The following is a 26,289-nucleotide window of genomic DNA, read 5'->3' on the forward strand; positions in this document are numbered from 1 at the left end:
CAGCATGCCACCTGAAGACCAGATCGGATGCGCCTTGACGGATGAGGGGGACCTACGGCGAGATCGACACGGGAGTGCCGTGTGGAAGCGCCGCAAGGGCCGCGGCGGCCGCGGCGTCGACCCGGAGGCATCCGTTGGAGATCGAGCCGGAACGGCTGTCGTGATAGTGGAACGCCGTGACTGCCGCGTCGGCACCGCCGAACCCGTCGAGGGTCGGCGACTGCACCGAGAGATACGTGATCGGGTTGCCGCGCGTGTAGGCGAATTCGGGCACGACCGCCGTCGTCATGATGAAGGAGCGTCCCGTCGGGGTCGGCGTCGAGTCGACGCCCCACGCGAAGTCGCTCGCGACGAGCTCTCGCGCATCGCCGCGCACGATTTCGATCGTCCGCGCGGAGATACTCACGTCGACGCGAGCATCCTGGGTCGTCACGTCGACGTCGGTGGCCCGCACCCAGCCGGTCAGCTGGCCCGGGTCGCCCGCGGAAGGCGTCGCCTGGCGTCCAGGGAGGAGGACCCGCAGCCAGTGGGCGTGGCGCTCGATGACGGGAACGACCGTGCCGTCGAACTCCTGATCCCGGGCGAGAGCCGCGACGGGCGGCGTCGAAGGGGACGCGAAGACCGGGATCACCTCTCCGCGGGCGCGTGCTGCCTGTCCTGTGAAGGAGCCGGTCGGATCGTCGTCGACCGGGAGCGCCGCCACGACGGCGAAGACGTCGACGCGAGGAAGCGCCGACGTGTCGTAAGCGGTCGCGTCCGGAGGCGGCCCGGTCGGCGTCGGGGTCGATGCGGGGGTCGGCGTGGCGACGGGTGGGGAGGACGAAGCGGTGGGCGATGGCGCGGGAGCTGCGTCGAGCGTCGCGGACGTCAGGATCCAGAACGTCACGACAGCCGTCGCGATGAGCACCCCGAAGCCGACGCTCAGGGAGACGACGATCGGCGTACGCGAGCGCGCTTCGCTGGATTCCCCCATGCCTCCATGCTCGGCGGGGGAAGCGGATCCTGCAAGCCGGGTGTCCCCGCGATCTGTCGGGACAGGTCGCCGACGTGTGAGAATCGCACCGATGCGTCATGACGCAGACACTCTAAGAGGTGACGGATGCCGGTGAACGAAGCGCAGAGCGCGCTGGCCGACCGCGTGCGCGCGCTTCTCTCCGACGAGGCGGATCTCACCGAGAAGGCGATGTTCGGCAGCCGCGCCTTCCTTCTCGATGACCGCATCGCGGTGGCCGTATTCTCCGCGCCGGCGCTCCTTGTCCGCGTCGACGCAGAGGACGCCGCGTCTCTTGCGCTCGAGCCCGGCGCGTCTCCGGCGGTCATGGGCCCGCAGCGACGCGAGATGGGCCCCGGCTGGCTGCTCATCGACAGCGACCACCTGACGAGCGACGAGCAGCTGCTCTTCTGGGTGGACGCCGCGCGCGACTTTCAGCGCCGACGCTAGCGTGGTCGGGTCCCCCAGGCCGCCTCGAAGCGCGATCGCAGATCCGCTAGCCGCTCCACCGGTTCGTTGGCGAAGACGAGACGAAGATAGCGGTCGCCGGACGGGCCCCACCCGTTCATGGGCGTCGCTGCGACACGACCGAGCGCGAAGAGCTTCTCGGAAGCCTCCGTCGGCGTCATGCCGATGCTCGTCGTGTCGATGAGCACCGACCAGCCGCCGTGCGGCGGGACGACGGGGAACCCCCTCAGTTGATCGACGATCGTGTCGCTCCGATCCTTCCAGACGGCAGCGGCGCGGGCGACGTCCTGGTCGGCATCGGGTGCGCTCAGGGCGACGGCGACGGCATCCTGAGCAATCCCGACCTGACAGACGACGTTGCTGAGACCGACGAGGTCGATGTCGCGCACGATGCTCCGCGGACCGACGACCCACCCCACGCGCCAGCCGATCATCCTGAGCTCCTTCGATGCCGCGCCCACCGTGATGGTGCGGTCCTGCAATCCGTCGATGCTCGCAGGGTGAACGGGCGACCGTCCGTCGAATCGGATCCGCTCCATCGCCGCGTCATAGACGAGCCAGGCGCGATGCCCGTCCAGGACCTGGGCGAGCGCAGTCCAGTGGGAGCGGTCGAGGACCGACCCCGTCGGCATCGATGGCGACATCACGAGGACCGCGCCCGTGCGATCGCTCACGGCGGCGGCGAGAGCTTCGGGATCGAGCGTCCATCCCGATGTCGTCGGTCGAAGTGGCACGAAGCGCGGCACGCCACCCGCGAGTCGGACCCGGTTGACGAGACCCGCGTAGATGGGATCCGTCATGACCACTTCGTCGCCCGGCTCGAGGGTCGCGAGGAGAGTGTTGAGGATGCCGTTGAGCCCACCGGCCGTGATGACGCACTCCCCGATCGGGTCGTACGTCCGCCCCGCCATCCTCCCGACATGCGCCGCGGCCGCCTCCCGCAGTGCGACTCCGCCCTGAAACGGCAGGTAGCTGTTGGCGCCGTCCTCGTGGACGGCCTCGAGCGTGCGCGCGATCGCGGCGGGATGCGGGCGAAGATCGGTGTCGAGATTCTCCAATCGGAGCATGCGGTCGTCGCGTTCGCGATCGGCTCTGTCTCCCATCAGATCGACGCCGATCCCCGGAATGTGCTGCAGACGACTAACGGACATGATGACCTCTCTTTGTTCTGTTTACAGAACACTAGACTCAGCACATGCCTCCTCACCAACCGGTCCCCCTCGCCTTCGCCGCCATGACTGCGGAGATCGGTGTCCGCGTGCGCTCACTGCGAGAGGAACGCGGGATCACTCTCAGCTCCCTCGCACTGACGACGGGTCTCGGAAAAGGCACGCTGTCAGAGCTCGAGCGGGGCCAGCGGAACCCGACCTTGGATACCCTCTTCGCCATCACGACAGCGCTCGCGCTCCCCCTCAGTGCCCTCCTCGGCCCCAGTGATCAACCGCAGGTATCCGATCACGACATCGAAGCGACCCTGCTCGCGCGGTGGGAAGAGCACCGGGCGATCGTGGAGGCGTATCGGATGACCGTCGCAGCCGGCACCCGACGGTCGCGCGCACACGCGGAGGGAGTGCAGGAGACGCTGACCGTGATCCGAGGACGCATCCGTGTGGGTCCCGACGACGCGCCGATCGAACTCACCGACGGACAGAGCCACACTTTCCCCGCCGACGTCGACCACCACTATCAGGGCATGGTCGAGTCGAGTTCGACGGTTCTGCTGATGCAGTACCCCGTTCCGGCATCCTCCACTCAGCGGTCGAAGAACGCGAATTCGTGAGCCGCGGACGCCTGGAACGCGGCACGCATCGCCGTTCGGGTGGCGTCGTCCGCCGCGGCGGCCGCCTCCGTGACGGTAGTGATCGCCGCCCGCGTGGCGACCGCGAACGCCTCGTCGGCGTACGTATCGAGCCAGGACAGAAACGGATGGTCTGGGTGGGAGAGCGGATGCAGCCTGCTCCCTAGGTCGTGGTAGAGCCAGAAGCACGGCAGGAGCGCCGCGGTGAGCACGCGATAGTCGCCACGTGCCGCCGTCGCGAGAAGGTGATCGAGGTACGCCGTCGTCGTGGCATCCGGAACACCCACGTCCACGGCGTGCGCCGCGAGCCATCTCTCATGCAGCTGGAGCTCGCCTGTCAACGCCCCCTGCGCGCTCGCCGCCCAGAAGACCTGCTCCTCCTGCGTGGGGGCGAGCCGGCTCGCCTCCGCCAGCACTCGTGCGTAGTCGCGCAGGTAGAGAGCGTCCTGCGCGAGGTACGCCAGAAACCTGTCACGGGCGAGGGTGCCGTCGCCGAGTCCTCGAACGAACGGAAGGCCGTCGATGCCGTCCCTGGTGTCGCGGATGTGCTGCCACCAGTCGGAGGCGACCTCCTCGGCTGTCGGCCTCGTCGTGCTGCCGCCGCGGTTCCACAGTCCGGCGAAGTGGCTGACGGGTCCGTTGCCGCGTCCGACCGCGAGTGCGGACCCGTGACGGATGCTCTCCGTGAGCCACCGCTTGGAATCCGACACCGCATCCGCCCACTCCCCCGAGGCGGCGTAGCGCGTCGCGATCGCCGACGAGAGCGAACATCCCGTGCCGTGGGTGTTCGTCGTCTCGATGCGCGTCCCGGGGAACTCCACGACGGCGACCGTCTCACCGCGGGCATCGACCAGGGCGTCCGGAACGCTCGCTCCGCCCAGGTGACCGCCCTTCGCGAGGACCCGTACCCCGTAGCGACGCGAGACGCGGCGGGCTTGCGCGACGGCCTGGTCCCAATCCGTCGCGGGAGGCTCTTCGGCCAGGATCGCCAGCTCGGGCAGGTTGGGCGTGAGCAGGTCGACATGGTGCGCGAGTTCACGGAGCGCCTGCTCCGCGTCGACATCGAGAAGGCGATCGCCGCTCGTCGCGACCATGACGGGGTCCAGCACGACGACCGGCGGCGAGACGCGCTCCAGCCAGGCGCCCACCGCCGCGACGACGGGTGCGGCTCCCAGCATCCCGATCTTCACGGCGTCGATCTCGACGTCGTCCGAGACCGCGTCGAGCTGCTCGGTCAGAAACGAGACGGGAGGGAGATGCACGCTGCGGACGCCGCGGGTGTTCTGAGCGACGAGCGCTGTGACGACCGCCATTCCGTATCCGCCGTTGGCGGCGATGCTCTTGAGGTCGGCCTGGATGCCGGCACCGCCGGTCGGGTCGGTGCCGGCGATGCTCAGCACACGGGGAATCACGACGCGCGCGGTCATCGGACCGACTCCCATGCGGCGCGGAGCTCGCGCGCCGCATCCGCGGGGTCGGGGGCGCTGCAGATAGCCGAGACGACCGCCGCCCCGGCGGCACCTGCCGCGCGGAGACCTGGAAGGTCCGCCCGCGTCACGCCGCCGATGGCGACAGCGGGGCGTTCGCTCCCCTCGACGAGCCGGGCGAAACCCTCATGCCCGAGGGGAGTGGGCGCGTCCTGCTTCGTCGCCGTCGCATGCAGCGCTCCGATCCCGACGTAGTCAATCAGCGCCGGACTGGACGCGGCGTCCCTCAGCTCGTCTTCCGTCGAGGCGCTCAGCCCAAGGACCGCGTCCGTCCCGATGATCGTCCGGACCGCGTCGACAGGAAGGTCCGACTGTCCCACGTGGACGCCCGCGACACGCACGCCGGCCGCACGCGCTGCGAGGAAGACATCCACTCGGTCGTTGACGATGACGGCGACATGATCGGGAACGATCTCGGCGATGCGGCACACGACGTCGAGGAAGTCGGCGCCGGGGGCGGACTTCTCGCGCACCTGCACGGCGGTGACGCCGCCCTCGACCGCCGCTCGCACGACCTCGACGAGATCGTGCCCCGCGGCGGATGCCAGCCGTGAATCGGTCACGAGATAGAGAGACAGGTCGACATTCACGAGACCACCGCCCGGCGGCGGAGGTCGTCAGCCGTGATCGCTGCCAGCGCATCGAGGAAAGCGGGTGCGAACGTGCCGGGGCCTGCCGCGCGCTCGGCGGCGAGCTCGGCGGCGACCGTGTACACGGCGATCGCCGCGACGGTGGTCGCGAATCGATCCGCGTCGATCGCGGCGAAGCACGCCATCACCGCCCCCAACGCGCATCCGCCGCCCGTGATGCGAGTGAGGAGCGGATCCCCGTTGTGGACGCGCACGATCCGATGCCCGTCCGTCACGATGTCGACGGGACCCGAGATGGCGACGACTCCGCCCGTGGCTTCCGCGAGCGCGCGGGCGATCGGCAGTGCCTCCTCGACCCCGTCGGCTGCGTCGACTCCGCGGCCCCCCGCGCCCGAGCCGGCGAGCGCGAGCACTTCCGATGCGTTCCCCCGCACGATGGTGGGACGGAGCTCCTTCAGCGACACGGCGAGGCGAGTGCGAACGGGGAGCGATCCGATGGCAACCGGGTCGAGCACCCAGGGCGTACCCGCATCGTTCGCGGAAGAGACGGCCTCGAGCATCGCGGCGCGCTGCTCCTCCGTCGGCGTGCCGAGGTTCACGAGCACCCCGGAGGCGACGGCAGCGAATGGTCCCGCCTCCGACGGGATGTCCACCATGGCGGCGGAGGCTCCCAGGGCGAGGAGCGCGTTAGCGGTGAAGTTCACCACGACGCTGTTGGTGATGCAGTGGACGAGCGGTGCGCTCGTGCGCACACCCTCCAATGCGGAACAGGCGAGATCGAGCAGGTTTTCCGGCGTGCGCGTCATGCGCGACATCCCTTCGCTAGTACGAACTAGATCAGGTTCGACGGGTGTCATCTCAGCCCCTGAGGGCACCCCGTGTCACGTGTGTAGGACTCAGCCTATTCGTCTGTCGCCACTGCCACCTACGAGTGATCGAGTGCGGCTCGGCGGAGCGCGTCGTACGCCTTCGCGACGCTGTCCGCGAGGGTCTCGATCCCCGTGATGGCCGTGGGATCGGTGCAGAATCCGATCCCGATGTCGCCGGCGTGCGAGATCGCGGCGATCCGCAGCGCGTGATGAGCGCCCGGCTCCGATGACGAGAACAGGCGGTCGACCCGCCGCCCCGCGACGGCGACAGGACTCCGCGGGCCGGGCACGTTCGAGATGGCGACACTGAACTCGCGTGAGCTGTCCGAGATCCGATGAGCGAGTGCATCCACGCCGGGCACTGCCCCCAGTGCGTGGAACAGGTCGTACAGGAGCGCAGCGTCGCCGGCCTGTTTCTCGGTTCGCGTGAGCGCGCTGATCCGATCGAGACGCTCGAGTGGGTCGTCGACGTCGAGCTGGAGATCCACGTTCATGAAGGAGTCGCGGTTGCCCGCGGACGTGGCATCCTCGTCGCGGTGGTGCAGGCTGACGGGAACTTGCGCGCGAAGGTCGAGATGCGCGGCGATATCGCCCAGCCACGAACGAAGACCGCCCGAGACGACAGCGAGGAGCACATCGTTCACGGTGGCGCGGCGCGGACGCGATGCCCCGATCGCTTTGAGTCCTTCGAGGGGAACGACGGCGAACGCGACGTCTCGGGCCCCCGTGATCGGCCGGTCGAAGGGCGATCGCGAGCCGGGGTGTCCGAGTTCGCGTCCGATCGTCTGCGGGAGACGGGTCACCTCGCTGAGGACGCTGCGGGGAGCGTCGGCCGGGCTCCTGCCGGCGCTCGCAGTGACGGGCTGCGCATCGTGGGGATCCAGGAGGAGGGCATCGAGGAACCTCATGCCCGCGATGCCGTCGACCATCGCGTGGTGCATCCTCGCCGCGATCGCTTCGCTTCCGTCGGCGAGCGGGCCGATGAGATCCAGCGTCCACAGCGGTTTCGAGCGATCGAGGTGCTCGGACATCAGCACGCTGACGGTGCGGCGCAGGTCTTCGCTGGTCGCGCACTCGGTGCCGGCGCGGCGCCGCACGTGGTCGCCGATGTCGAAATGGTCCGCAGCTATCCAGCGTGGCCCACCCTGCGTGTCCACGTCGACGCGCTCGCGCGCGCGAGGGTGACGATCCAGCCGCGCCGAGATCGACGCACGCAGCGCCTCGAGGTCGACCGGTGCGCCGGGACGCAGCACCATCAGCTTGAGCGTGTGGCCTGTGAGAGACGTCGACTCGATCGCGAGGATGCGGGCGTCATCGCCCGAGAGCCGGTCATCGGCATCCGTCATCTTTGTCAGCCCTTCGCTTGACCCTCACACTGTGTCATGGTCGAACGTGGCTTCCATCATGTACACCATCGGAGAATTCGCCGCACTCGGGCGAGTGAGTCTGCGGATGCTGCGCCACTACGACGCGATCGGACTGCTCCAGCCCGCGCGGGTCGACGAACGCACCGGCTACCGTTTCTACGCGATCGATCAGCTTCCCCTGCTGCTTCGCATCGCGGAGCTGCGCGAGCTCGGGGTCGGACTCGACCGCATCGCGGAGCTGAGCCGTGCCGACGACCAGGATGCTGCACTGCGTGACGTGCTCGATACGAGGCGTCGCGAGCTCGAGGCATCCGTCATCGGCGACCGCGCACGCATCGCTCGCATCGAGCGGCGTCTCCGTCTTCTGGAAGGAACCGCCATGTCCGATGTCATCTACAAGCAGGTCGATCCCGTCACCGTCTACGCCGCGAGCCAGTACGCACCCGGCATGGGTCCTGAGAACGTGGGCCCCGTTGTCGGCCCCCTCATCGGAGCGCTGGACGAAGCTCTCATCGCAGCAGGCAGGCCCCTCCTGGAGCCGGGCATCTTCTGGTACGACGCCGAGGGGGATGACCGCTTCGCCGTCCACGTTTCGTACGTCGCCGAGGCGGAGCCCGTTGCCGGACCGGGATACGACGTCGTCGAGCTGCCCGAGCTGCCGATCGCTGCGACGCTGATCCATCGTGGCGACATGAGCGGCATCGGCGAGTCATGGGCGGCACTCATGGAGAAGGCCGTCGCCGACGGCTACCGCGTCGTGGGCGCGTGCCGCGAGGTGTATCTCGAGGCGGACGGCCACGTACCCGGGCCCGACTGGGTGACGGAGCTGCAGGCTCCCGTCGCCCGCGTGTAACCCCGCCGTTCTGAGGAGATCCGCGTTCCTGAGGTCCTTTGCCGCCAGTTCGACCTCAAGATCGCGGATCTCCTCACTTCCGCGAGACCGGCTGCCGGATAGCATGCGTGGCATGACCCGCCCCCGCCACATCATCCATCAGACGAGCGTCATGGCAGCACTCCTGGACGGGGTCTTCGACGGCGAGACGGATGTCGCAACACTTCTCGATCGCGGCGACTTCGGGTTGGGCACGTTCGACGCGCTCGACGGCGAGATGGTGATTCTCGACGGCATGTGCCACCGGCTGACGGCGGACGGCGCGGCGCACCCCGTCGAGGGATCTGCTCGGACACCGTTCGCCGTCGTGACGCGCTTCGTCACGCACGCTCGCGCATCGCTCACCACGGCGCACGACAGGGCGGACGTACGCGCGGTGATCGACGGCATCCTGCCGTCGGCCAACTACATGTACGCCGTCCGGGTCGACGGTCGGTTCTCGTCGATGCGGGTCCGCGCCGTACAGGCGCAGGCGCACCCGTACCCGCGCCTCACCGACGTCACCGATGACCAGGCGACGAGAGAACTCGAGAACGTCGAGGGCACCGTCGTCGGATTCCGGACACCGGCGTTCGAACACGGCATCTCAGTGCCGGGCTACCACGCGCACTTCGTGAGTGCCGATCGCTCGTCCGGCGGGCACATCCTCGACTACACGCTCGACTGCGGCGAGGTCAGGCTGTGCGTCGGGACCGACCTTCATCTCGAACTCCCGCGCACGGAGCTTTTCGCGACCGCCGATCTCGACCCCGACGACCTCGACGAGCAAGTCGACCGCGCCGAGTCGTGACCTCCGGAGGAGGCACCGGGGCGCGCGGCTGATCGACCCCGAGGCGGCCTCGATCCCCACGGCACGCCGCGGACATGTCGCGGCAGGTCGTCAGAAGGGTGCAGCGTGGTTGACGCCCATGTCGGGGTCGGGATCAGTCACCCGGTAGACGGGGACGCGGCGTTCGGGGGGAACGAGGTATCGTCGCCCGGCCGGGGAGGTCCACTCCACCACACCCCCACTGTCGGGAACCTGCCGCAACCCCCACCCACCGTGGTGTTTCACCCGATGATGCCCCTTGCACAACGGCGCCAAGTTCACACTCGACGTGTGCCCGCCGTGTTCCCACGCGACCGTGTGATCGATCTCACACCGTGACGCGGGCACCCCGCACCCCGGCGCCATACACCGATCCGCCCGCCACCTCACCAACCGCCGCAACGACGCCGGCGGGGTGTACCGGTCACGGCCCACCGACAGCACCATCCCCGTCTCCGGATGCGTGAGCACCCGCATCCACTGCCCGTCCCCACCACACAACTCCCGGGCACGGGCGATCGGGATCGGACCGACCCCCTCCACCACCGCCGGATCACACCCCGCACCGGCCACCCCGGCATCATCCGCCTGCAACAACGCCACCGCCGGAACGGTGACAACCACCGACGCCCGGATCCCCCGCGCCTGATCGGGGTGCGACGACACCACCCCGTCGATCAGCAGATCCGCGACCACATCCGCCCGCACCTGATTCAACGTGCGCGTCTCCCCCTCCCCGATGAGGATCGTCTTCGCGATCGCCGTCACCCGGGTCTGGATCGCATGCGCCTCGACCGTCGGACCATACACATGGATCCACGACATCCCCTCCCCCTCGTGCTCCACCCACACCCGCCGACGCGCCAACGCCTCCTCCTGCCGCGCGACCACCGTCACCACCCGGGCAGTATCGATCAGCGTCCGAAGCTTCCGGCGGAACACCCCCACCGGCTCCCCCTCCGCCAACACCAACGCCTCACCCGCCAGCTCGTCTCGCAGGCCGGGTTCCAGCTCGTCCACCCCCGCGACCAGAACCTCGACATGCCGCTCCGTGATCCGCGCCTCCCGCAACGCCACCAACACCTCCGGGTACCGGTTCACCACCGCCTCCGCCAGCCCGATCAGCCTCCCCGCGGCATGCTCCGTGATCCGCAACGCCCCCGCCAACTCCAGCCGCAACCCCCGCAACACCACATCCGTCAACACCCGCCCCGCAGCACCCGCCCGCGCGAGATGAAAATCACGCAACTCATCCACCCGCAACAACCGCTCCGCCGCGAACCCCGCCATCACCCCATCCAGATCCTGCACAACCTCCAACGGACCAGGAACCGGCCAATCCAAAACAGTAGGGTCGTCGTACATACCCCGACAGTAGAACAAACCTCCGACACTCCCCCCGACCACCCCAACACACATCCACAGGACCGAAGCGCGGATCGGCGGGACCTTGGACCCCGTTCTCGCGTCGCACGCGGACGATCCTGAGGGCATGACGAAAGTGCTCGTGGCATACGCCAGCAAGAACGGCTCGACCGAGGAGATCGCCGAGGCGATCGCCGACGAACTGACATCGCACGGACTGGACGTGACGTGTCGATCAGCCCGCGACAGCGACGCAAAGGACGTGGACGCCGTCATCCTCGGCAGCGCCGTCTACGCCGGCCGATGGCTTCGGCCTGCGCGGCGCTTCCTGAAGGCCGAATCCGATCGTCTCCGGCACCTGCCCTTCTGGATCTTCAGCTCGGGCCCGTTCGGTGACCAGGCGGCTCACCCGTCCGAAGAGGATCTGCGCTGGCAGGAGCCGCACAAGATCATCTCGCGCGCACAGGAACTCGGTGTTCGCGGTCATGTCGTCTTCGGGGGCCGACTCCCCCTCGAACCACACGGATTCGTCGAGGCGGCGATGGTTCGCAACACTCCGGGAGAGAACCACGACGCGCGCGACTGGGCGCAGATCCGCGCCTGGGCGACGACCGTCGCCGAAGAGCTCGGAGCACGTGAGCAGGTCGAGGGACCTGAGTCCTCCTGACATCGCCATGAGACAGCGCTCACGCTCTTGACGGCATGCCGGGTCGGAGCACCATACTGTTCGACACGCACCATCCGACATGACGGACCGAGCGAGAGGGCTTCTGAATGGACCCCGCACTGACGACAGATCTGACATCCGCCTACATCTGGTCGACGGTGGGGAGCCTCGTCGCGTACGTCTTCTACGGCTTCGCCGTCATGGCGATCTTCCGCAAGGCCGGGCTGAAAGGCTGGCCAGCCTGGGTTCCGATCTTCAACACATGGCGGATCCTCCAGCTCGGCGGGCAGAAGGGATGGTGGATCCTCATCGGACTGATCCCCCTCGTGGGGACGATCCTCTTTCTCGTCTTCCTCATCATCGCGGGCGTGAAGATCCAGACCGGGTTCGGCAAGCCGGGGGTCTTCTACCTGCTCGCGCTCTTCCTCACGCCGGTCTGGTACGGGATCCTCGCGTGGGACGGGTCGATCTGGCGTCCAGAGCACACTCCTCTCGTCCCCGCCAGCGGTTACGCCGACGGCACGACTCCGCAGGCCGCCTGACGTGACCATGCCCCTTGCGATCATTGCGATCGCCGGAGTCGTTCTCGCCGTCGTCGCCCTCGTCATCGCACACCTCCGCGGAACCGGCCTCTCGCCCCTCCGCGACCCGGTGAGCGCCTACGGCATCTCTGAAGCGGCACCGCTGTATCGACTGCAGACGATCGGAACGGCGGTGGCCGCCTCGGCGCTCGCCGCCGCGGTGGCCCTCTCGGATCTCTCCTCGTCGCTGCCCGCCATCCTCGCGCTGTCTGTGCTCGCCATCGCACGGGCGCTGATCAGCTGGGTGCCTATGGATGCCGCGGGCAGCCCGCGCACCGCAACAGGGCGTGCTCACAACCTCCTCGCGTTCGGCGCATTCGCCGCCGCGTCGGTGGGCGGCTTCATGGTGGGCATCGCGTTCGAGAACTCTCCCGGTCTCGAGGCTTTCGGTGCCACCACTGCCAGCCTCGGCTGGATCATGACGATCGCGAGCGCTCTGACGATCGCGTCGGCGATCATCGCAACGTTGCGTCCCATCTTCGGGCTGGCCGAGCGCCTCATCTACGGGGGGATGCTCACCTGGCTCGCTGTGACTGCCGCTGCGTTCCTCACGCTCTGACGGAGTGAGGGGTCAACACCGGGCCGGTCAGCGAGTTACCGATGCCTGCGTCGGCCGGTACCGCACGACCGTCGCCCCTGATCGGAATTCGCGCCGGTCCACGAGCTCCAGCTCGATGCGCTCGCGGAGACCCGCGAGCAGCGTCGGGCCGTGTCCCGCGAGGATCGGCTGGACGACGAACTCGTACTCGTCGATCAGTCCGAGATCCGCGAGTGCCAGCGGGAGCGTCACACCGCCCACCCACAGTCGGCCGCCCGGTTCCTGCTTCAGCCGGCGCACCGTGTCGCCGAGGTCGCCGTGGACCAGCTCGGCGTTCCAGTCGACCGTGCGCAGCGTGCTCGAAACGACGTACTTCTTCGCCCGGTCGATGTTCTCCGCGAACGTCGTCTCCCACTCCTCCATCCAGTCAGGCCAGAGGCCCGTGGCCGGCCTGCGCCAGGCGGACTCCATCATCTCGTAGGTCACCCGGCCGAACAGGAGGGCGCCCGCCTCCGCCATCTCGTCTGCCCAGTACTGCATCGACTCCGCGTCGGGAGGGAGACCTGCCTCGTGGTGGCAGCATCCGTCGAGCGTGACGTTGATCGAGTATCGAAGTGGTCTCATCGCGTTGCTCCCTCTTGGTGCGCTCGATGCTACGACCAAAGTGGTGCGGGAGCCACGAAAAAGGGCCCGCCATACGGCGGACCCTTCTTCGTCTCCGGTCGGGATGACAGGATTTGAACCTGCGACCCCTTGACCCCCAGTCAAGTGCGCTACCAAGCTGCGCCACATCCCGGAGCTGGCCGCTTGCGCGGACAACTCCACTATCCTACCCGGTCGATGGAACCGCCGCGAACGCACGCGCCATTGAGCGTGTCCGCACCCGGGAGTACGGTCTCGGCATGCCTGAGATCACGATCGAGCCCGCGACATCGTCACGCTTCGACGATGCAGAATCCGCTTTGAACGGAGGGGGTGACGGGCGCGCATGTCAGTGCCAGTGGTGGATGCTGACGAATCGCGGGTTCGATGAGTTGTCGGTCCCCGAGCGCACGGCACTTCTTCACGAGGAAACGAGGAACTCCCCTGCGCCGGGACTCGTCGCCTACGTCGACGGAGTGGCTGCCGGATGGGTGCGCGTGGGGCCGCGGACACGACAGCCACGGCTCTCACGCACGCGCGCGTACGCGTCCGGGTCCGCGGAGGACTGGAGCGATGACGCCGTCTGGGCCGTGTCGTGCTTTTCTGTGCGAAAGGAGCACAGGGGCCAGGGGCTGAACAGCGCGCTGCTGTCAGCCGCCGTCGAATTCGCACGCGACAACGGTGCCCGCGTGGTCGAGGCTTACCCGATCGACCTCGCAGCGCGCCCTGGCACGTCATCGAACGAGCTCTACCATGGCGCCCTCTCGACGTTCCTCGCCGCGGGATTCCGTGAAGTCGCCCGCCCGAAGCCGCATGTCGCCGTCGTGAGTCTCGATGTGGGGCACGAGGCTCAGCTCGGTCTCACGCCCTGACGGCAGACGCACGCTCTCGCCTCGTGGCATCCGTCTCGATGACGATGACGACACCGATCAGGAGCATGGCCGCCACGACGTACTCGCCGACGGGAAGCAGGCCCGCGCCCGCGATCAGGGCGGCACTCGCGAGAACGATCGCCGACGCCCATCCGGCGATCTGGGTCCGGAGCAGGATGAGCCACGCACTCGCGACCACGACCGCGATCGGGACGGTCAGCGAGAGACCTGCAACCTCGGGCGAGACCTCAGCGTGCCCGAGGATCTCGTCGAGCTCGACTTCGACGCCCGCTGAGACCGCTCCGACGGCCGCGAAGATCACGTAGTGCAGATAGCCGAAACCGAACCCGTCGCGCACTCCCCGCAGCCTCCCGTGTTGCTCGCGCGCGAAGTACACCCACCAGATGCCCGCCGTCACGATGAGCCCCGAGGCGGCGAGCGACAGCAGTTCCGGGACGTGCTCGCCTTCCCCCAGCGCGTCGATGATCGCGTTGGCGGATGCCAGCAAGCTCTCGCCGAGAAGCAGGAGCGTGAACAATCCGAACCGTTCGGCGATGTGATGCGGATGCCAGCTGGTCCGCTGCGCCGTCTCACCCCACACGGGCACGAGCAGTTCTGCGGCGACGAGGACGAAGAAGCTCCAGAACTGCGCGCCTCCCTCGAGCAGATACATGCGGGCGACCCAGAACACCTGCACGACAGAGATTCCGATTGCGAAGCGCATCGCGGCGCGACGCATCGACGGATCGGATGCCGCAGCCCTCAGCCACTGCGCGACGAGCGCGAGCCTCATGATGACGTAGCCCCAGGTCACGACGAGGAAGTCGAAGTCGACCATCGCCGCGTGCACACCCGCTGCCAGAACGAGCACCCCGGCCATCTGGACGATCGTGAGGACGCGGTAGAGCCAGTCATCCGTATCGAAGGCCGACGCGAACCACGTGAAATTCATCCACGCCCACCAGATGGCGAAGAACACCATGAGGTACGACAGGACTCCCTGCCCGACATGGTCATCGCTGATGAGGTGGTGGAGGTTCTGCGAGGCCTGCGACACGGCGACAACGAACACGAGGTCGAAGAGCAGCTCGAGAGGCGTCGCCACCCGATGACGCTCACCCGTGTCGCGGGCGGTCATTCGCCGGAGACCGAGCCGACTGATCACGTCTGTCATGCGACGATTATGTCGGCGCGACCGACGACACGGAGGATCATGGCTCGGCTTCGAATCGGCATCACCCGCGAAACGACGTTGCCGGACGCCGAAGCGATCTTCCTGAGGGGAGCCCGATGACGCGGGTGGATGCATGGCTCTGGGCGGTGCGCGTGTACAAGACCCGCAGTATCGCCACGACCGCGTGCCGTGCGGGACACGTGCGCGTCAACGGCGAGCGTGCGAAGGCGGCGCAGCCGGTCAAGCCCGGCGACGAGATCAGAGTGCGCATCTCGGGATTCGACCGCATCCTGGTCGTGAAGCAGACGATCGCCAAGCGCGTCGGCGCGGCGGTCGTGGGCGAGTCGGTCGACGAGCGGACTCCGCCGCGAGACCCCACCCCGATCATGGCTCAACGCGATCGCGGTGCCGGGAGACCCACCAAACGGGAGCGTCGCGACATCGATCGCCTGCGCGGCCGAGACGCCTAGAGCTGATCGAGCAGCCACCGGGCGCCGCGCACCGACGCACCGGCATCCGCCGCGCGCTGACTCAACTCGCGGTCGCTCGTGACGACGATGACCGTCCTCCCGTGGTCGACGAGATCGCGTGCTGTCGCAGCGATCGTGTCATCGCCCTCACCGGGTGCGCGGACGACGTGGATCTCGTCCCGCGCCGCCACGTCGCGGGCTGCGCCCTCGACCACGACGGACCACTCGGGGAACCAGACGTCCTCCGCCAGCCCGAGCTCCTGAGCGCGCACTCCCCTTTCAGCGAGTCCTGCGACACGCTCGAGCAGGCGCGTCGCCGCACCGGGGCGGTCGCGCCACCACCCGTCGGGCACGGAGCCCACGACGTTCGCGGCATCCACGACGATCGCTGGTCGCACCGACAAAGCGGCACGCAGGACGCGCCAAGATGATGCGAAGCCGGGATGCAGCGGGAGCTCGTCGACCTCGTCGATCGGGACCCACGCCAGCTCGTGGCTCTCACGATCGGTGATGACCGCCTCGAAGGGTTCGACGACGTCTGCAACGAGCGTCGTGTAGGACCAGTAGCCCAGGTCGAGGACGCTCAGCAGCCGCGGGCGCGTCGCTCCGTCGGGTACGCCCGCTTCTTCCTGCGCCTCCCGGAGAGCCGCATCGACGGCGGATTCGCCCTCGTGACGGGCTCCGCCCGGAAGCGCCCACGTGTCGCCGAAGTGACTCCACGACACGCGGTGCTGGAGCAGCACGCCGAGAGCGGGATCGATCGCGAGCAGTCCCGCGGCACCGAAGCGTCCCCAGTACTGCTCACCTGTCGGAGCAACGACCCACGCGTCGCCGGGGTCACGCGGACCGAACGGCAGTCGCGGTTCGTCTGCAGCGGGCGGCTCGATCGTCACCCGACCAGCCTGTCACACGCGGGGCCGGCCCCGTGAGCGGGGTGGCGCCGCGCGTCATCAGCGCTGGCGACGCTCGCGAACCCGCATGTTCACGACGATCGGTGTTCCTTCGAAGCCCCAGATCTCGCGGAGGCGGCGCTGGATGAACCGTCGGTACCCGGGGTCGAGGAAGCCCGTCGTGAACAGCACGAAGGTCGGCGGCCGCGTCGAGGCCTGCGTGCCGAAGAGGATGCGCGGCTGCTTGCCGCCACGAACAGGGTGAGGATGCTCCGCGACGAGCTCCGAGAGGAACGCGTTGAACTTGCCGGTCGGGATCCGCTGATCCCACGAGTCCAGCGCCGTCTCGAGCGCCGGAACGAGCTTGTCGAGATGGCGTCCCGTGCGTGCGGAGATGTTGACGCGCGGCGCCCACGCGACGTGCGCGAGATCCTGTTCGATCTCTCGTTCGAGGTACCGGCGACGATCGATGTTCTCCATGTCGTCGTCGTTGAGGCGATCCCACTTGTTGAACGCTAGAACGAGCGCGCGGCCGGACTCCAGCACGAGGTCGATGATGCGGATGTCCTGCTCGCTGAGCGTCTCCGACACGTCGAGGACGACGACAGCGACTTCGGCCTTCTCGAGCGCCGCCGAGGTGCGCAGGGACGCATAGAAGTCGGCGCCCTGCTGCAGGTGGACGCGACGACGGATGCCGGCCGTGTCGACGAACCGCCAGAGCCGCCCGCCGAGGTCGACGATCTCGTCGACCGGGTCGCGTGTGGTGCCCGCGAGCTCGTTGACGACGACGCGCTCCTCCCCCGCTGCCTTGTTGAGGAGCGAGGACTTGCCGACGTTGGGGCGACCGAGAATCGCAACGCGGCGGGGCCCGCCGATCTCCTGCTTCCCCGACGCCGAAACCTCGGGGAGAACCTTCATGATCGCGTCGAGGAGGTCGGCGACACCGCGCCCGTGGATCGCCGAGACGGGATGGGGTTCGCCGAGGCCGAGGTTCCACAGGGCGGCCGCTTCGGGCTCCTGACGGGGGTCGTCGATCTTGTTCGCGACGAGGAAGATCGGCTTGCCGCTCTTGCGCAGAAGACGCACGACGTGCTCGTCGGTCGATGTCGCGCCCACCATCGCGTCCACGACGAACAGGACGACATCGGCGAGGTCGATAGCGACCTCGGCCTGGGCTGCCACCGACCGGTCGATGCCGCGCGCATCGGGCTCCCACCCGCCCGTGTCGACGAGCGAGAACCGCCGATCCAGCCACTCCGCCTTGTAAGTGACGCGGTCTCGCGTCACGCCGGGAGTGTCCTCGACGACGGCCTCGCGGCGGCCGAGGATGCGGTTGACGAGTGCCGACTTGCCGACGTTCGGGCGACCCACGATCGCCACGACGGGGAGCGCGGGAAGGAACTGGATCCCGTCCTCGCCGAGCTCCACTCCCGCGAGGAGGGCCGCGTCCTCATCATCCAGCTCGTAGTCGGTGAGGCTCGCGCGCAGCGCAGCGGCGCGCTGCTCGGCGAGTTCCTCATCGAGGTCGGCCAGGGTCTCCTCGAGGTTGTCGGGACCTGCTTCGAACTCTTGGTCAGACATGATCGTGCTCTCCTTCTGCGCGCCGCGCGACGGCGAGCACGGCCTCCACGGTCTCATCGAAGTCCAGATCCGTCGAATCGACGACGGCGACGCCTGGTGCGGCGGTGAGGAAATCCACGACCTTCGCATCGGTCGCGTCGCGCAGGTGGAGCGCGGCGGCGACCTCGGTGGCATCCTGACCGGTGATCTCCGCGCTTCTGCGCGCGGCTCGCACCTCGGGGGCCGCGGTCAGGAGGATGCGCACCGGTGCGTCCGGGGCCACCACGGTCGTGATGTCCCGCCCCTCGACCACGACACCGGGCCGTCCGCACGAAGCGACGAGCGTTCGGAAGAGTGCATTGATCGACTCGCGAATCGCAGGGACGCGCGCGACGCCGCTCACCGCGTCGGTCACGCGCGGCTGCCGGATGGCCTCGGTGACATCGACGTCGGCGACTCGGACGCTGTACGCGTCGGGATCGAGCGAGATCGACAGCACGAAATCGCCCGAGGCATCGAGGACGGCGGAGGCGTCCGACGTGTCGGCGCCGTGCTCGAGGACGTGCCAGGCGAGCGCACGGTAGGCGGCGCCCGTATCGAGGTAGCCGTAGCCGAGGCGGCGCGCAGCCTGCTTGGAGACGCTCGACTTGCCGCTGCCGGCGGGTCCGTCGATCGCGATGATGACGGTCTCCCCAGGGACATCGGGCGCCACGTCGCCGGGCCGCAGGACGGGATCACTCATGGACGGGTCAGTCATTCGACGTGCTCGCAATCTTCCACCCGCGCGATTCCAGTCCGTCGACGGCGCGGCGCACGACGCCCGGGTCGACACTGATCTCTGCGAGACCGAACTGTGCTCCCGGAGAGTGCTCCAGACGCAGGTCTTCGACGTTGACGTCGAGCTCACCGAGCTCACCGAACAGACGGCCCAGCTGCCCGGGCGTGTCGTCGACCATCACGACGACCTGCTCGAAACGACGATTCTGTCCGTGCTTTCCAGGGAGTCGTTCGACACCCTCGTTGCCTCGACGGATCGTGTCTGCGACGGTCCTTCGGGCACCCGGCGCATCGGGCGCACGGAGAGCGTCGGCGACGGCGGCCAGGTCCCCGGCGAGCGCGTCGAGGACATCGACGACGGGGGCCGAGTTGGCGCCGAGGATCTGCACCCACAGTTCGGGTGCGGAAGCGGCGATCCGTGTCGTGTCGCGCACCCCCTGCCCCGCGAGGTCCAAGGACCCGTCCGCGGCATCGACGAAGCGCCCCGCGAGGAGGCTCGCGACGAGCTGCGGCACGTGCGAAACGAGCGCGACGGCTCGGTCATGCTCTTCGGGTGACATCTCGAGGGGCGTCGCGCCCAGATCGAGCGCGAGACCTTCGACGAGGGCGAGGTCGGCGGCGGACGTCTCCGCATCGCGACAGACGACCCACGGCCGTCCGATGAAGATGTCGGCACGCGCGGAGATCGCTCCGCCGCGCTCGCGACCGGCCAGCGGATGCGATCCGATGTAACGCGTCAGATCGACGCCGCGCGAACGGAGTTCGTTGAGCGGCTCGAGCTTGACGCTCGCGACATCGGTCACGACGGCATCCGGGTAGGCGGCGAGCTCGCGCTGGATGACGTCCGCGGTGACGTCGGGGGGAACCGCGACGACGACGAGCGAGGGCGCGTCGTCTCCGCGCGCACCGCGGCCGGCGCCGTAGTCGATCGCCAGCCGCAGCTGCGAGGGCGACGTGTCGTCGAGGGCGACATCGATGCCCCGTGCCATGAGTGCGTGGCCGATGCTCGCGCCGAGGAGTCCCGCGCCGACGATGCGCACCGTCCCCGTCACGCGCGGCGCGAGCGGGGTCGCGGCGCGCGCGGATGCGACGATCGGTTCGCTCACTCGTTCTCCTGGTCCCCTGCGGCCCCCACCGGCGGGGTGTCGCGCGACAGCGTCAGCAGCGCGCCCCGCTCTAGTTTAGTCAGCTCACGCACCCGCCCCACGGGGAGGGTGCCGAGGTGAAGGGGACCGAACTGGCGACGCACGAGCTCGACGACGGGATGGCCGACCTCGGCCATCATGCGGCGCACGATGCGGTTGCGCCCCGAGTGCAGCGTCAGCTCCACGAGCGACGCATCGGCTCCGGCATCCAGAAGTCGCGCCTTATCCGCCACGATCGGTCCGTCGTCCAGCTCGACCCCCCGGGTGAGCCGCGCGATCGTCTGCGGCGTCACTCGGCCGTCGACCTTGGCGATGTACACCTTCGTCACGCCGAACGAGGGGTGCGCGAGCACGTGCGCGAGGTCGCCGTCGTTGGTGAGGACGAGGAGACCCGAGGTCTCGGCATCCAGTCGGCCGACATTGAACAGACGCTCTTCCCAGTCCTGGACGAACTGTCGCAGATCGGGTTTCCCGCGATCGTCGCGCATCGAGCTGACGACCCCCGTGGGCTTGTTCAACATGACGTAGCGCTTGGACTGGTCCAATTGCACGGCAGTGCCGTCGACCGCGACGAGATCGGTCTCGGGGTCGATGCGCGAACCGAGTTCCGTCACCACTGCACCATTGACCTCGACACGACCCTCGACGATGAGCTGCTCCGCGACGCGGCGAGAAGCGACTCCCGCGTTCGCGAGCACCTTCTGCAGGCGCACGCCCTCAGCATCCGTCATCGGATGACCTCCGCATCGAAACCGGACGCACCGTCGTCGAGGAGCGGTGAGATGGGAGGCAACTCGTCGAGCGAGTTGATACCGAGATTGACGAGGAGTGCATCTGTCGTACCGTAGTTGATCGCGCCGGTCTCGGAGTCGGTGAACAGTTCCGTCACGAGCCCGCGCGCAAGCAGAGTGCGCACAACCGAGTCGACGTTGACGGCCCGGATGGACGCGACCTGAGCACGCGTCACGGGTTGTTTGTAGGCGATGACCGCGAGCGTCTCGAGCGCCGCCTGCGACAGCCGTGACGGTGATTGCGTGTTGACGAACTCGGAAACGAGGTCGTCATGCTCGGCGCGCACGTACAAGCGCCATCCTCCGCCGACTTCGCGCAGCTCGAAGCCGCGACGAGGGCCGCCCGTCTCCCCGTCGTAATCGGCGACGAGCGACTCGACGGCCTGTCGCACGGCAGCGACGGGCGCGCCGACCGCGGTCGCGAGGCTCACGAGGCTCTGCGGCTCGTCGACGATGAGCAGGATCGCCTCGAGCCTGCGCGCGACGGATGCCGGGTCTCGGGGCGCGACGATGTCGTCGGGCTCCTCCCCGTCTCGGGACATGGCTGCGTCATCGGTCATAGTCGGATCCCAACGTGGCGAGGTTCTCATCGGACCATCGTTCTGCGGTCCAGCGGAGGGTGAGTTCTCCGAGCGGCTCCAGCTGCTCGAAGGAGAGCGCGGCGTGCCGGTACAGCTCGAGCACGGAGATGAACCGCGCCACGACGACGCCCTGCTGGGCGACGCCGGACACGAGTTCTCGGAAGGTGAGCGATCCCGCCGAGCGCAGGAGCGTCACGACGACCGCCGCCTGCTCGCGGATGCTGACGAGCGGCGCGTGGAGATGATCGAGCCCGACATGCGGGATGTCCTTGGGCGTCATCGCGAGGAGGGCGAGCGCGGCGAAATCGTCGGGAGTGAGGGTCCAGACGAGCTCGGGCACGACGCGTCGGAACTTCTCCTCGAGGCGCACCGCCCGCACATGCCGGCGGTCTTCGGCCACGAGACGTGTGGCGAACCACCCCGACACTTCCTTGAACGCGCGGTACTGGAGGAGCCGCGCGAACAGCAGATCGCGTGCCTCCAGGAGCGCCACCGACTCGGCATCCACGAGCTCACCCTGCGGCAGCAGGCCGGCCACCTTCATATCCAGGAGAGTCGCCGCGACGACGAGGAACTCGGAGGCCTGTTCGAGCTCCTCGTCGGGACCCAACTCACGCAGATAGGCCAAGAACTCGCTCGTCACCGTCGACAGTGCGACCTCGGTGATGTCGAGCTCGTGCTTGGACAGGAGCGTCAGCAGCAGGTCGAAAGGTCCGTCGAAGACGCCGAGCGTGACACGGAATCCCGCGCTCTCGACCGCATCCCCGGGCTCTGCCCCTGAGTCCTCGGGCTCCGACCCTGACGTGTCAGGCGACGGCACCACGGGCGACCAGTTCCCGCGCGAGACGCAGGTACGCCTGCGCCGCGGCGTGTTCCGGCGCGAACTCCGTGATGGGCATGCCCGACACCGACGCGTCCGGGAACTTCACCGTACGACCGATGACCGTTTCAAGGACGTCGTCGCCGAAGGCATCCACAACACGTTCCAGCACTTCGCGAGAGTGGAGGGTTCGCGGGTCGTACATCGTGGCCAGGACGCCGTCGAGAGTGATCGTGGGGTTCAGCCGGTCCCGCACCTTGTCGATCGTCTCGATGAGGAGAGCCACCCCGCGAAGCGCGAAGAACTCGCACTCCAGCGGAATGACGACGCCGTGACTGGCCGTCAGAGCGTTGACCGTGAGGAGACCGAGCGACGGCTGGCAGTCGACCAGGATGACGTCGTAGTCGTCGGACACCTTGCGCAGCACGCGGGCGAGGATCGTCTCGCGTGCGACCTCGTTGACGAGGTGCACCTCGGCGGCCGACAGATCGATGTTCGCGGGGAGGACATCGAGGCCCTCGACGCGGCTCGTGACGATGGCGTCGGCGGGATCGCGCTTCGTGTCGAGGAGCAGATCGTAGATCGTGGGGATGTCATGCGTCTGGATGCCGAGACCTGCTGACAGCGCGCCCTGCGGGTCGAAGTCGACGGCCAGCACACGCCGACCGTAGAACGCGAGCGCAGCGGCGAGGTTGATCGTCGTCGTCGTCTTGCCGACGCCGCCCTTCTGGTTGCAGAGCGAGATGATCCGCGCGGGACCGTGCCCGTCGAGCTTCGGTGGGGTCGGGAAGCCCTGGTACGGTCGCCCGGTGGGACCGAGGAGCGTGTCCCCTTCGGACACCTTCTTCGTGCCCCGCGTACTGCCCGCCACAGACTCTCCTGACTTCGCCATGCCGTGCACCGATTCTAGTCACCCGCGCCCGCCACTCCGGGTTCAGCGCGCGCGCGGATGCGAGGTCGCGTAGACGTCGCGCAGAGTGTCGACGGAAACGTGCGTGTAGATCTGCGTCGTGGCGACGGAGGCATGGCCGAGAAGCTCCTGGACGACCCGCACGTCCGCCCCGCCCTGCAGCAGATGCGTCGCGAAGGAGTGCCGGAGCGTGTGGGGCGAGACGTGCGCCGTCAGTCTCGCCTTCTCGGCCGCCCCCTGGATGACGAGCCAGGCGCTCTGCCGAGAGAGCGCCGCGCCCCGTGCGCCGAGGAAGAGCTTCGGGCTCGCCCGCCCTCGCGTCGCGAGTTCGGGACGCGCTCGCGTCAAGTAGGCGTCGACGGCGACGCGCGCGTACGACCCGATGGGGACGATCCGCTCCTTCGAGCCTTTGCCGCGTACGCGCAGCACCTCACCGTGAGCGAGATCATCGACGTCGAGCTGGATCACTTCGGACACGCGCGCTCCCGTCGCGTAGAGCAGTTCGACGAGTGCGCGATCCCGCAGCCCGATGAGATCGCCTGGGGCTGCGTCCTCGGGCGCCGGGCCCGCGGCATCCAGGAGCTTGATGACCTGATCGACCGTCAGGGCCTTCGGAAGGCGCTGCGGGAGCTTCGGCGGCCGCAGGCGGCCCGTCGGATCGTCCGGCTCGATGCCCTCTCGCACGAGGTAGCGGTGAAGTCCCCGCACCGACGATTGCAGCCGGGCCAGGCTGGATGCCGCAGCGGGCGGGTCAGCGGATGCGCGGTCGCTCGCGAACGTCACCACGAGGTCCGCTGTGACGTCTCCCGAATCGACGACTCCCCGCTCCTCGAGCCACGCCGTATATGTTGCGAGATCGCGACGGTACGCGTCGAGCGTGTGCTCGGACAGTCCGCGCTCGATCGAACTGTGCCTCAGGAAGGCGTCGACGGCGCGGTCGAGCCGCACGTCAGTCCTGTCGGGAGCGGCGCCGTTCGGCCGCCGCAAGGGCGCCGACCGCGAGAATGCCGTTGCGGAGGCGTCCGGCAAGCACACCGTCGACGACCTCGTGCAGCGGAACCCATTCGATACGGATGTCGGCCTCCTCGTCCTCGCGAGGGTGTGCCGAGCCGACCGGCGTGAGGTGCTCGGCGAGGAACAGGTGCACGACCTCGTCGTTGCCGCCGGGAGTCGTGAAGATGCTCACGAGCGGATCCCACGATTCCGCCTCGAGGTCGGCCTCTTCGGCCAGCTCGCGCCGGGCGGTCTCCAGAGGCGATTCCCCTTCGACGTCGAGGAGCCCCGCGGGGATCTCCCAGTCACGGTGGCGGATCGGATGCCGATACTGCTGAATCAGCAGGACATCTCCGCGCTCGTCGATCGCGACGACCGCGGCCGCCCCCGGATGATCGACATACTGCCGAACGATGTCGTGATCGCCGTATCGGATGGTGTCGCTTCGCACGTCCCAGACACGTCCCTCGTAGACGAGGTCGCTCGCCGTCACCTCGGCGTCGACGGGCTCGTCGCGAAGTGTCACGCCGATGCCTCCACCTGCTCGACGTCGAACAGCTCGCTCGCGCTGTGCCGCTCGAGCGCCGCCGCAACGAGTCCTCGGAAGAGAGGGTTGGCGTCCGTCGGCCGGGAGCGCAGTTCGGGGTGCGCCTGCGTCGCGATGTAGTACGGGTGCACGTCACGCGGCAACTCGACGTACTCGACGAGGTTGCGGTCGGGCGAGAGCCCCGAGAAGACGAGCCCCGCCGCGGCGATCTGGTCGCGATAGCGGTTGTTGACCTCGTACCGGTGCCGGTGGCGCTCCTCGGCACGGCGCGCGCCATAGACGTCGGCGGCGATCGAGCCTTCCGCGAGATCGGCCGGATAGAGCCCGAGGCGCATCGTTCCGCCCAGGTCGCCCGACTCGATGATGTCGACCTGCTCCTCCATCGTCGCGATGACGGGTGCGGTCGTGTCGGGATCGAACTCGCTCGACGACGCGTCGGCGATGCCTGCCACGTGGCGCGCATACTCGATCACGATGCACTGGAGGCCCAGGCAGATCCCGAGGGTCGGGATGCCCTGCTCGCGGGCGAACTTCAGCGCGCCGATCTTGCCCTCGATTCCGCGGATGCCGAATCCGCCGGGGATCACGATGCCGTCGACAGGCGCGAGGGCGCGTTCAGCGCCCTCCGGCGTTTCGCACTCGTCCGACGGGATCCAGCGGATGTTGACGTGCGTCTCCTGCGCGAAGCCGCCGGCCTTGAGCGCTTCGGTGACCGACAAGTAGGCGTCGGGCAGATCGATGTACTTGCCGACGAGTCCGATCGTGACCTCGTGCTTGGGGTTGTGCACGGCCTTGAGGACGCGATCCCATCGCGACCAGTCGACCGCCGCAGCGCGCGACAGCCCCAGCGCGCTCACGATGTAGTCGTCGAGCCCCTGCTCGTTGAGCATCGTGGGGATGTCGTAGATGCTCGGCACGTCCACCGCGTTCACGACCGCGCTCTCGTCGACGTCGCACATGAGGGCGATCTTGCGCTTGTTGGATTCCGTGACGGGACGGTCGCTTCGCAGCACGAGCGCATCCGGCTGGATACCGATCGAGCGGAGCGCCGCAACCGAGTGCTGCGTCGGCTTCGTCTTCTGTTCGCCCGACGCACCCATGAACGGGACGAGGGACACATGGACGAAGAAGACGTTCCCGCGACCGAGCTCATGACGGATCTGGCGGGCCGACTCGATGAATGGCTGCGACTCGATGTCGCCGACCGTTCCGCCGATCTCCGTGATGATGACATCCGGCTTGGGAGTCTCGTCGGCCTGCAGACGCATCCGGCGCTTGATCTCGTCCGTGATGTGCGGGATGACCTGCACGGTGTCACCGAGGTACTCGCCCCGGCGTTCCCGCGCGATGACCTGCGAGTAGATCTGACCGGTCGTGACGTTCGCCGCCTGGCTGAGCTCGATGTCGAGGAACCGTTCGTAGTGACCGATGTCGAGGTCGGTCTCGGCTCCGTCGTCCGTCACGAACACTTCGCCGTGCTGGAACGGGTTCATGGTTCCCGGGTCGACGTTGAGGTACGGATCGAGCTTCTGCATGACGACATGGAGGCCGCGCGCCGTGAGCAGATTGCCGAGGCTGGCGGCGGTGAGACCCTTGCCCAACGAAGAAACGACACCCCCGGTCACGAAGATGTGCTTGGTGGTGTCGTTGGTCGTACCCGCGGAAAGAGCGTCAGCGTCAGGAGTCTGCATCACGG

29 protein-coding genes, 1 tRNA gene and 1 riboswitch are annotated in these 26,289 nt (G+C 68.3%); of the genes, 9 read left to right on the forward strand and 21 right to left on the reverse strand.

Features of this window, described 5'->3' with window-relative positions:
* Window positions 1–52 precede the first annotated feature (52 nt).
* Window positions 53–973, reverse strand: coding sequence for a L,D-transpeptidase family protein (locus FBY39_RS14275; RefSeq protein WP_141932987.1), 921 nt, complete (start codon window positions 971–973; stop codon window positions 53–55).
* A gap of 126 nt (window positions 974–1,099) precedes the next feature.
* On the opposite strand from FBY39_RS14275, the gene FBY39_RS14280 reads away from it, so the two are divergent.
* On the forward strand, window positions 1,100–1,441 hold the full coding sequence (locus tag FBY39_RS14280; RefSeq protein WP_141932988.1) for a TfoX/Sxy family protein: 342 nt from the start codon (window positions 1,100–1,102) through the stop codon (window positions 1,439–1,441).
* Here the strand turns inward: FBY39_RS14280 and FBY39_RS14285 are convergent.
* The gene (locus FBY39_RS14285; protein ID WP_141932990.1) at window positions 1,438–2,610 is read right to left on the reverse strand and encodes a pyridoxal phosphate-dependent aminotransferase; all 1,173 of its coding nucleotides are present in this window, start codon (window positions 2,608–2,610) and stop codon (window positions 1,438–1,440) included. The two genes, FBY39_RS14280 and FBY39_RS14285, sit on opposite strands and share 4 nt — an antisense overlap.
* Window positions 2,611–2,654: 44 nt before the next feature.
* Between FBY39_RS14285 and FBY39_RS14290 the strand changes: the two genes are divergently transcribed.
* Window positions 2,655–3,239 carry a helix-turn-helix domain-containing protein gene (locus FBY39_RS14290; RefSeq protein ID WP_141932992.1) on the forward strand — a complete coding sequence of 195 codons (585 nt, stop codon included), beginning with the start codon at window positions 2,655–2,657 and terminating at the stop codon, window positions 3,237–3,239.
* On the opposite strand, the gene FBY39_RS14295 is transcribed toward FBY39_RS14290, so the two are convergent.
* The 4 genes from FBY39_RS14295 to FBY39_RS14310 form a co-directional block, all read right to left on the reverse strand.
* The gene (locus FBY39_RS14295; protein ID WP_141932994.1) at window positions 3,212–4,684 is read right to left on the reverse strand and encodes a bifunctional hydroxymethylpyrimidine kinase/phosphomethylpyrimidine kinase; all 1,473 of its coding nucleotides are present in this window, start codon (window positions 4,682–4,684) and stop codon (window positions 3,212–3,214) included. The genes FBY39_RS14290 and FBY39_RS14295 overlap by 28 nt on opposite strands.
* Window positions 4,681–5,307 carry a thiamine phosphate synthase gene (thiE, locus tag FBY39_RS14300; RefSeq protein WP_260838003.1) on the reverse strand — a complete coding sequence of 209 codons (627 nt, stop codon included), beginning with the start codon at window positions 5,305–5,307 and terminating at the stop codon, window positions 4,681–4,683. The genes FBY39_RS14295 and thiE overlap by 4 nt, the downstream gene beginning before the upstream one ends.
* Window positions 5,308–5,330: 23 nt before the next feature.
* A complete protein-coding gene (gene thiM / locus FBY39_RS14305; protein WP_141932998.1) occupies window positions 5,331–6,140 on the reverse strand; it encodes a hydroxyethylthiazole kinase in 810 nt (269 codons plus the stop codon).
* Window positions 6,132–6,223, reverse strand: a riboswitch (TPP riboswitch). (Overlaps the previous gene by 9 nt.)
* A 36-nt stretch (window positions 6,224–6,259) precedes the next feature.
* Complete coding sequence (locus FBY39_RS14310; protein WP_141933000.1) at window positions 6,260–7,549, reverse strand: wax ester/triacylglycerol synthase domain-containing protein; 1,290 nt, start codon at window positions 7,547–7,549, stop codon at window positions 6,260–6,262.
* A gap of 46 nt (window positions 7,550–7,595) precedes the next feature.
* Here FBY39_RS14310 and FBY39_RS14315 point away from each other — a divergent pair, with 46 nt between their 5' ends.
* Together FBY39_RS14315 and budA are read left to right on the forward strand one after the other, a co-directional pair.
* Entirely contained in the window at window positions 7,596–8,423 is an 828-nt protein-coding gene (locus FBY39_RS14315) for a MerR family transcriptional regulator (RefSeq protein WP_260838004.1), read from the forward strand.
* A 112-nt stretch (window positions 8,424–8,535) separates the two neighbouring features.
* Entirely contained in the window at window positions 8,536–9,252 is a 717-nt protein-coding gene (budA, locus tag FBY39_RS14320; protein ID WP_141933002.1) for an acetolactate decarboxylase, read from the forward strand.
* Between the two features lie 90 nt (window positions 9,253–9,342).
* On the opposite strand, the gene FBY39_RS14325 is transcribed toward budA, so the two are convergent.
* On the reverse strand, window positions 9,343–10,635 hold the full coding sequence (locus FBY39_RS14325) for an HNH endonuclease signature motif containing protein (protein ID WP_141933003.1): 1,293 nt from the start codon (window positions 10,633–10,635) through the stop codon (window positions 9,343–9,345).
* Window positions 10,636–10,762: 127 nt separating this feature from the next.
* On the opposite strand from FBY39_RS14325, the gene FBY39_RS14330 reads away from it, so the two are divergent.
* From FBY39_RS14330 to FBY39_RS14340, 3 genes are all read left to right on the forward strand, one after another.
* On the forward strand, window positions 10,763–11,302 hold the full coding sequence (locus FBY39_RS14330; RefSeq protein WP_141933006.1) for a flavodoxin domain-containing protein: 540 nt from the start codon (window positions 10,763–10,765) through the stop codon (window positions 11,300–11,302).
* Between the two features lie 107 nt (window positions 11,303–11,409).
* On the forward strand, window positions 11,410–11,844 hold the full coding sequence (locus FBY39_RS14335) for a DUF5684 domain-containing protein (protein ID WP_141933008.1): 435 nt from the start codon (window positions 11,410–11,412) through the stop codon (window positions 11,842–11,844).
* Between the two features lie 7 nt (window positions 11,845–11,851).
* The gene (locus FBY39_RS14340) at window positions 11,852–12,442 is read left to right on the forward strand and encodes a DUF998 domain-containing protein (RefSeq protein ID WP_260838074.1); all 591 of its coding nucleotides are present in this window, start codon (window positions 11,852–11,854) and stop codon (window positions 12,440–12,442) included.
* A gap of 27 nt (window positions 12,443–12,469) precedes the next feature.
* Here the strand turns inward: FBY39_RS14340 and FBY39_RS14345 are convergent, their stop codons facing one another.
* Both FBY39_RS14345 and FBY39_RS14350 read right to left on the reverse strand, forming a co-directional pair.
* Window positions 12,470–13,045 (reverse strand): dihydrofolate reductase family protein, encoded by a 576-nt coding sequence (locus FBY39_RS14345; protein ID WP_141933012.1) that lies wholly within the window; start codon window positions 13,043–13,045, stop codon window positions 12,470–12,472.
* Between the two features lie 98 nt (window positions 13,046–13,143).
* Window positions 13,144–13,217, reverse strand: a tRNA-Pro gene (locus FBY39_RS14350).
* A 106-nt stretch (window positions 13,218–13,323) separates the two neighbouring features.
* Between FBY39_RS14350 and FBY39_RS14355 the strand changes: the two genes are divergently transcribed.
* Window positions 13,324–13,935, forward strand: coding sequence for a GNAT family N-acetyltransferase (locus FBY39_RS14355; RefSeq protein WP_141933014.1), 612 nt, complete (start codon window positions 13,324–13,326; stop codon window positions 13,933–13,935).
* Here FBY39_RS14355 and FBY39_RS14360 read toward each other — a convergent pair.
* Window positions 13,925–15,109 (reverse strand): low temperature requirement protein A, encoded by a 1,185-nt coding sequence (locus FBY39_RS14360; RefSeq protein ID WP_186336959.1) that lies wholly within the window; start codon window positions 15,107–15,109, stop codon window positions 13,925–13,927. The genes FBY39_RS14355 and FBY39_RS14360 overlap by 11 nt on opposite strands.
* A gap of 116 nt (window positions 15,110–15,225) precedes the next feature.
* On the opposite strand from FBY39_RS14360, the gene FBY39_RS14365 reads away from it, so the two are divergent.
* Window positions 15,226–15,579, forward strand: a complete 354-nt coding sequence (locus tag FBY39_RS14365; protein ID WP_141933016.1) for an RNA-binding S4 domain-containing protein — start codon at window positions 15,226–15,228, stop codon at window positions 15,577–15,579.
* On the opposite strand, the gene FBY39_RS14370 is transcribed toward FBY39_RS14365, so the two are convergent.
* From FBY39_RS14370 to FBY39_RS14420, 11 genes are read right to left on the reverse strand one after another with little or no spacing between them, the layout of a single operon-like run.
* Window positions 15,576–16,472 carry an NUDIX hydrolase gene (locus tag FBY39_RS14370; protein ID WP_141933018.1) on the reverse strand — a complete coding sequence of 299 codons (897 nt, stop codon included), beginning with the start codon at window positions 16,470–16,472 and terminating at the stop codon, window positions 15,576–15,578. The genes FBY39_RS14365 and FBY39_RS14370 overlap by 4 nt on opposite strands.
* A gap of 57 nt (window positions 16,473–16,529) precedes the next feature.
* Complete coding sequence (gene der / locus FBY39_RS14375) at window positions 16,530–18,050, reverse strand: ribosome biogenesis GTPase Der (RefSeq protein WP_141933020.1); 1,521 nt, start codon at window positions 18,048–18,050, stop codon at window positions 16,530–16,532.
* Window positions 18,043–18,771: a (d)CMP kinase gene (gene cmk / locus FBY39_RS14380; protein WP_141934244.1), complete on the reverse strand. Its 729-nt coding sequence runs from the start codon at window positions 18,769–18,771 to the stop codon at window positions 18,043–18,045. Before cmk ends, der begins: the two co-directional genes overlap by 8 nt.
* A gap of 7 nt (window positions 18,772–18,778) precedes the next feature.
* Window positions 18,779–19,912, reverse strand: coding sequence for a prephenate dehydrogenase (locus FBY39_RS14385; RefSeq protein ID WP_141933022.1), 1,134 nt, complete (start codon window positions 19,910–19,912; stop codon window positions 18,779–18,781).
* Complete coding sequence (locus FBY39_RS14390) at window positions 19,909–20,682, reverse strand: pseudouridine synthase (protein ID WP_141933024.1); 774 nt, start codon at window positions 20,680–20,682, stop codon at window positions 19,909–19,911. Before FBY39_RS14390 ends, FBY39_RS14385 begins: the two co-directional genes overlap by 4 nt.
* Window positions 20,679–21,302, reverse strand: a complete 624-nt coding sequence (scpB, locus tag FBY39_RS14395) for an SMC-Scp complex subunit ScpB (protein ID WP_396652284.1) — start codon at window positions 21,300–21,302, stop codon at window positions 20,679–20,681. Before scpB ends, FBY39_RS14390 begins: the two co-directional genes overlap by 4 nt.
* Window positions 21,292–22,146, reverse strand: a complete 855-nt coding sequence (locus tag FBY39_RS14400) for a ScpA family protein (RefSeq protein ID WP_141933026.1) — start codon at window positions 22,144–22,146, stop codon at window positions 21,292–21,294. The genes scpB and FBY39_RS14400 overlap by 11 nt, the downstream gene beginning before the upstream one ends.
* Entirely contained in the window at window positions 22,130–23,035 is a 906-nt protein-coding gene (locus FBY39_RS14405) for a ParA family protein (protein ID WP_260838005.1), read from the reverse strand. Before FBY39_RS14405 ends, FBY39_RS14400 begins: the two co-directional genes overlap by 17 nt.
* 42 nt (window positions 23,036–23,077) lie before the next feature.
* Window positions 23,078–24,001, reverse strand: coding sequence for a site-specific tyrosine recombinase XerD (xerD, locus tag FBY39_RS14410; RefSeq protein WP_141933028.1), 924 nt, complete (start codon window positions 23,999–24,001; stop codon window positions 23,078–23,080).
* 1 nt (window position 24,002) lies between these two features.
* Window positions 24,003–24,572 carry an NUDIX hydrolase gene (locus FBY39_RS14415; protein ID WP_260838006.1) on the reverse strand — a complete coding sequence of 190 codons (570 nt, stop codon included), beginning with the start codon at window positions 24,570–24,572 and terminating at the stop codon, window positions 24,003–24,005.
* Window positions 24,569–26,284: a CTP synthase gene (locus tag FBY39_RS14420; RefSeq protein WP_141934250.1), complete on the reverse strand. Its 1,716-nt coding sequence runs from the start codon at window positions 26,282–26,284 to the stop codon at window positions 24,569–24,571. The genes FBY39_RS14415 and FBY39_RS14420 overlap by 4 nt, the downstream gene beginning before the upstream one ends.
* Between the last annotated feature and the right edge of the window lie 5 nt (window positions 26,285–26,289).

The organism is Microbacterium sp. SLBN-146 (assembly GCF_006715145.1).
Taxonomy (GTDB): Bacteria; Actinomycetota; Actinomycetes; order Actinomycetales; family Microbacteriaceae; genus Microbacterium.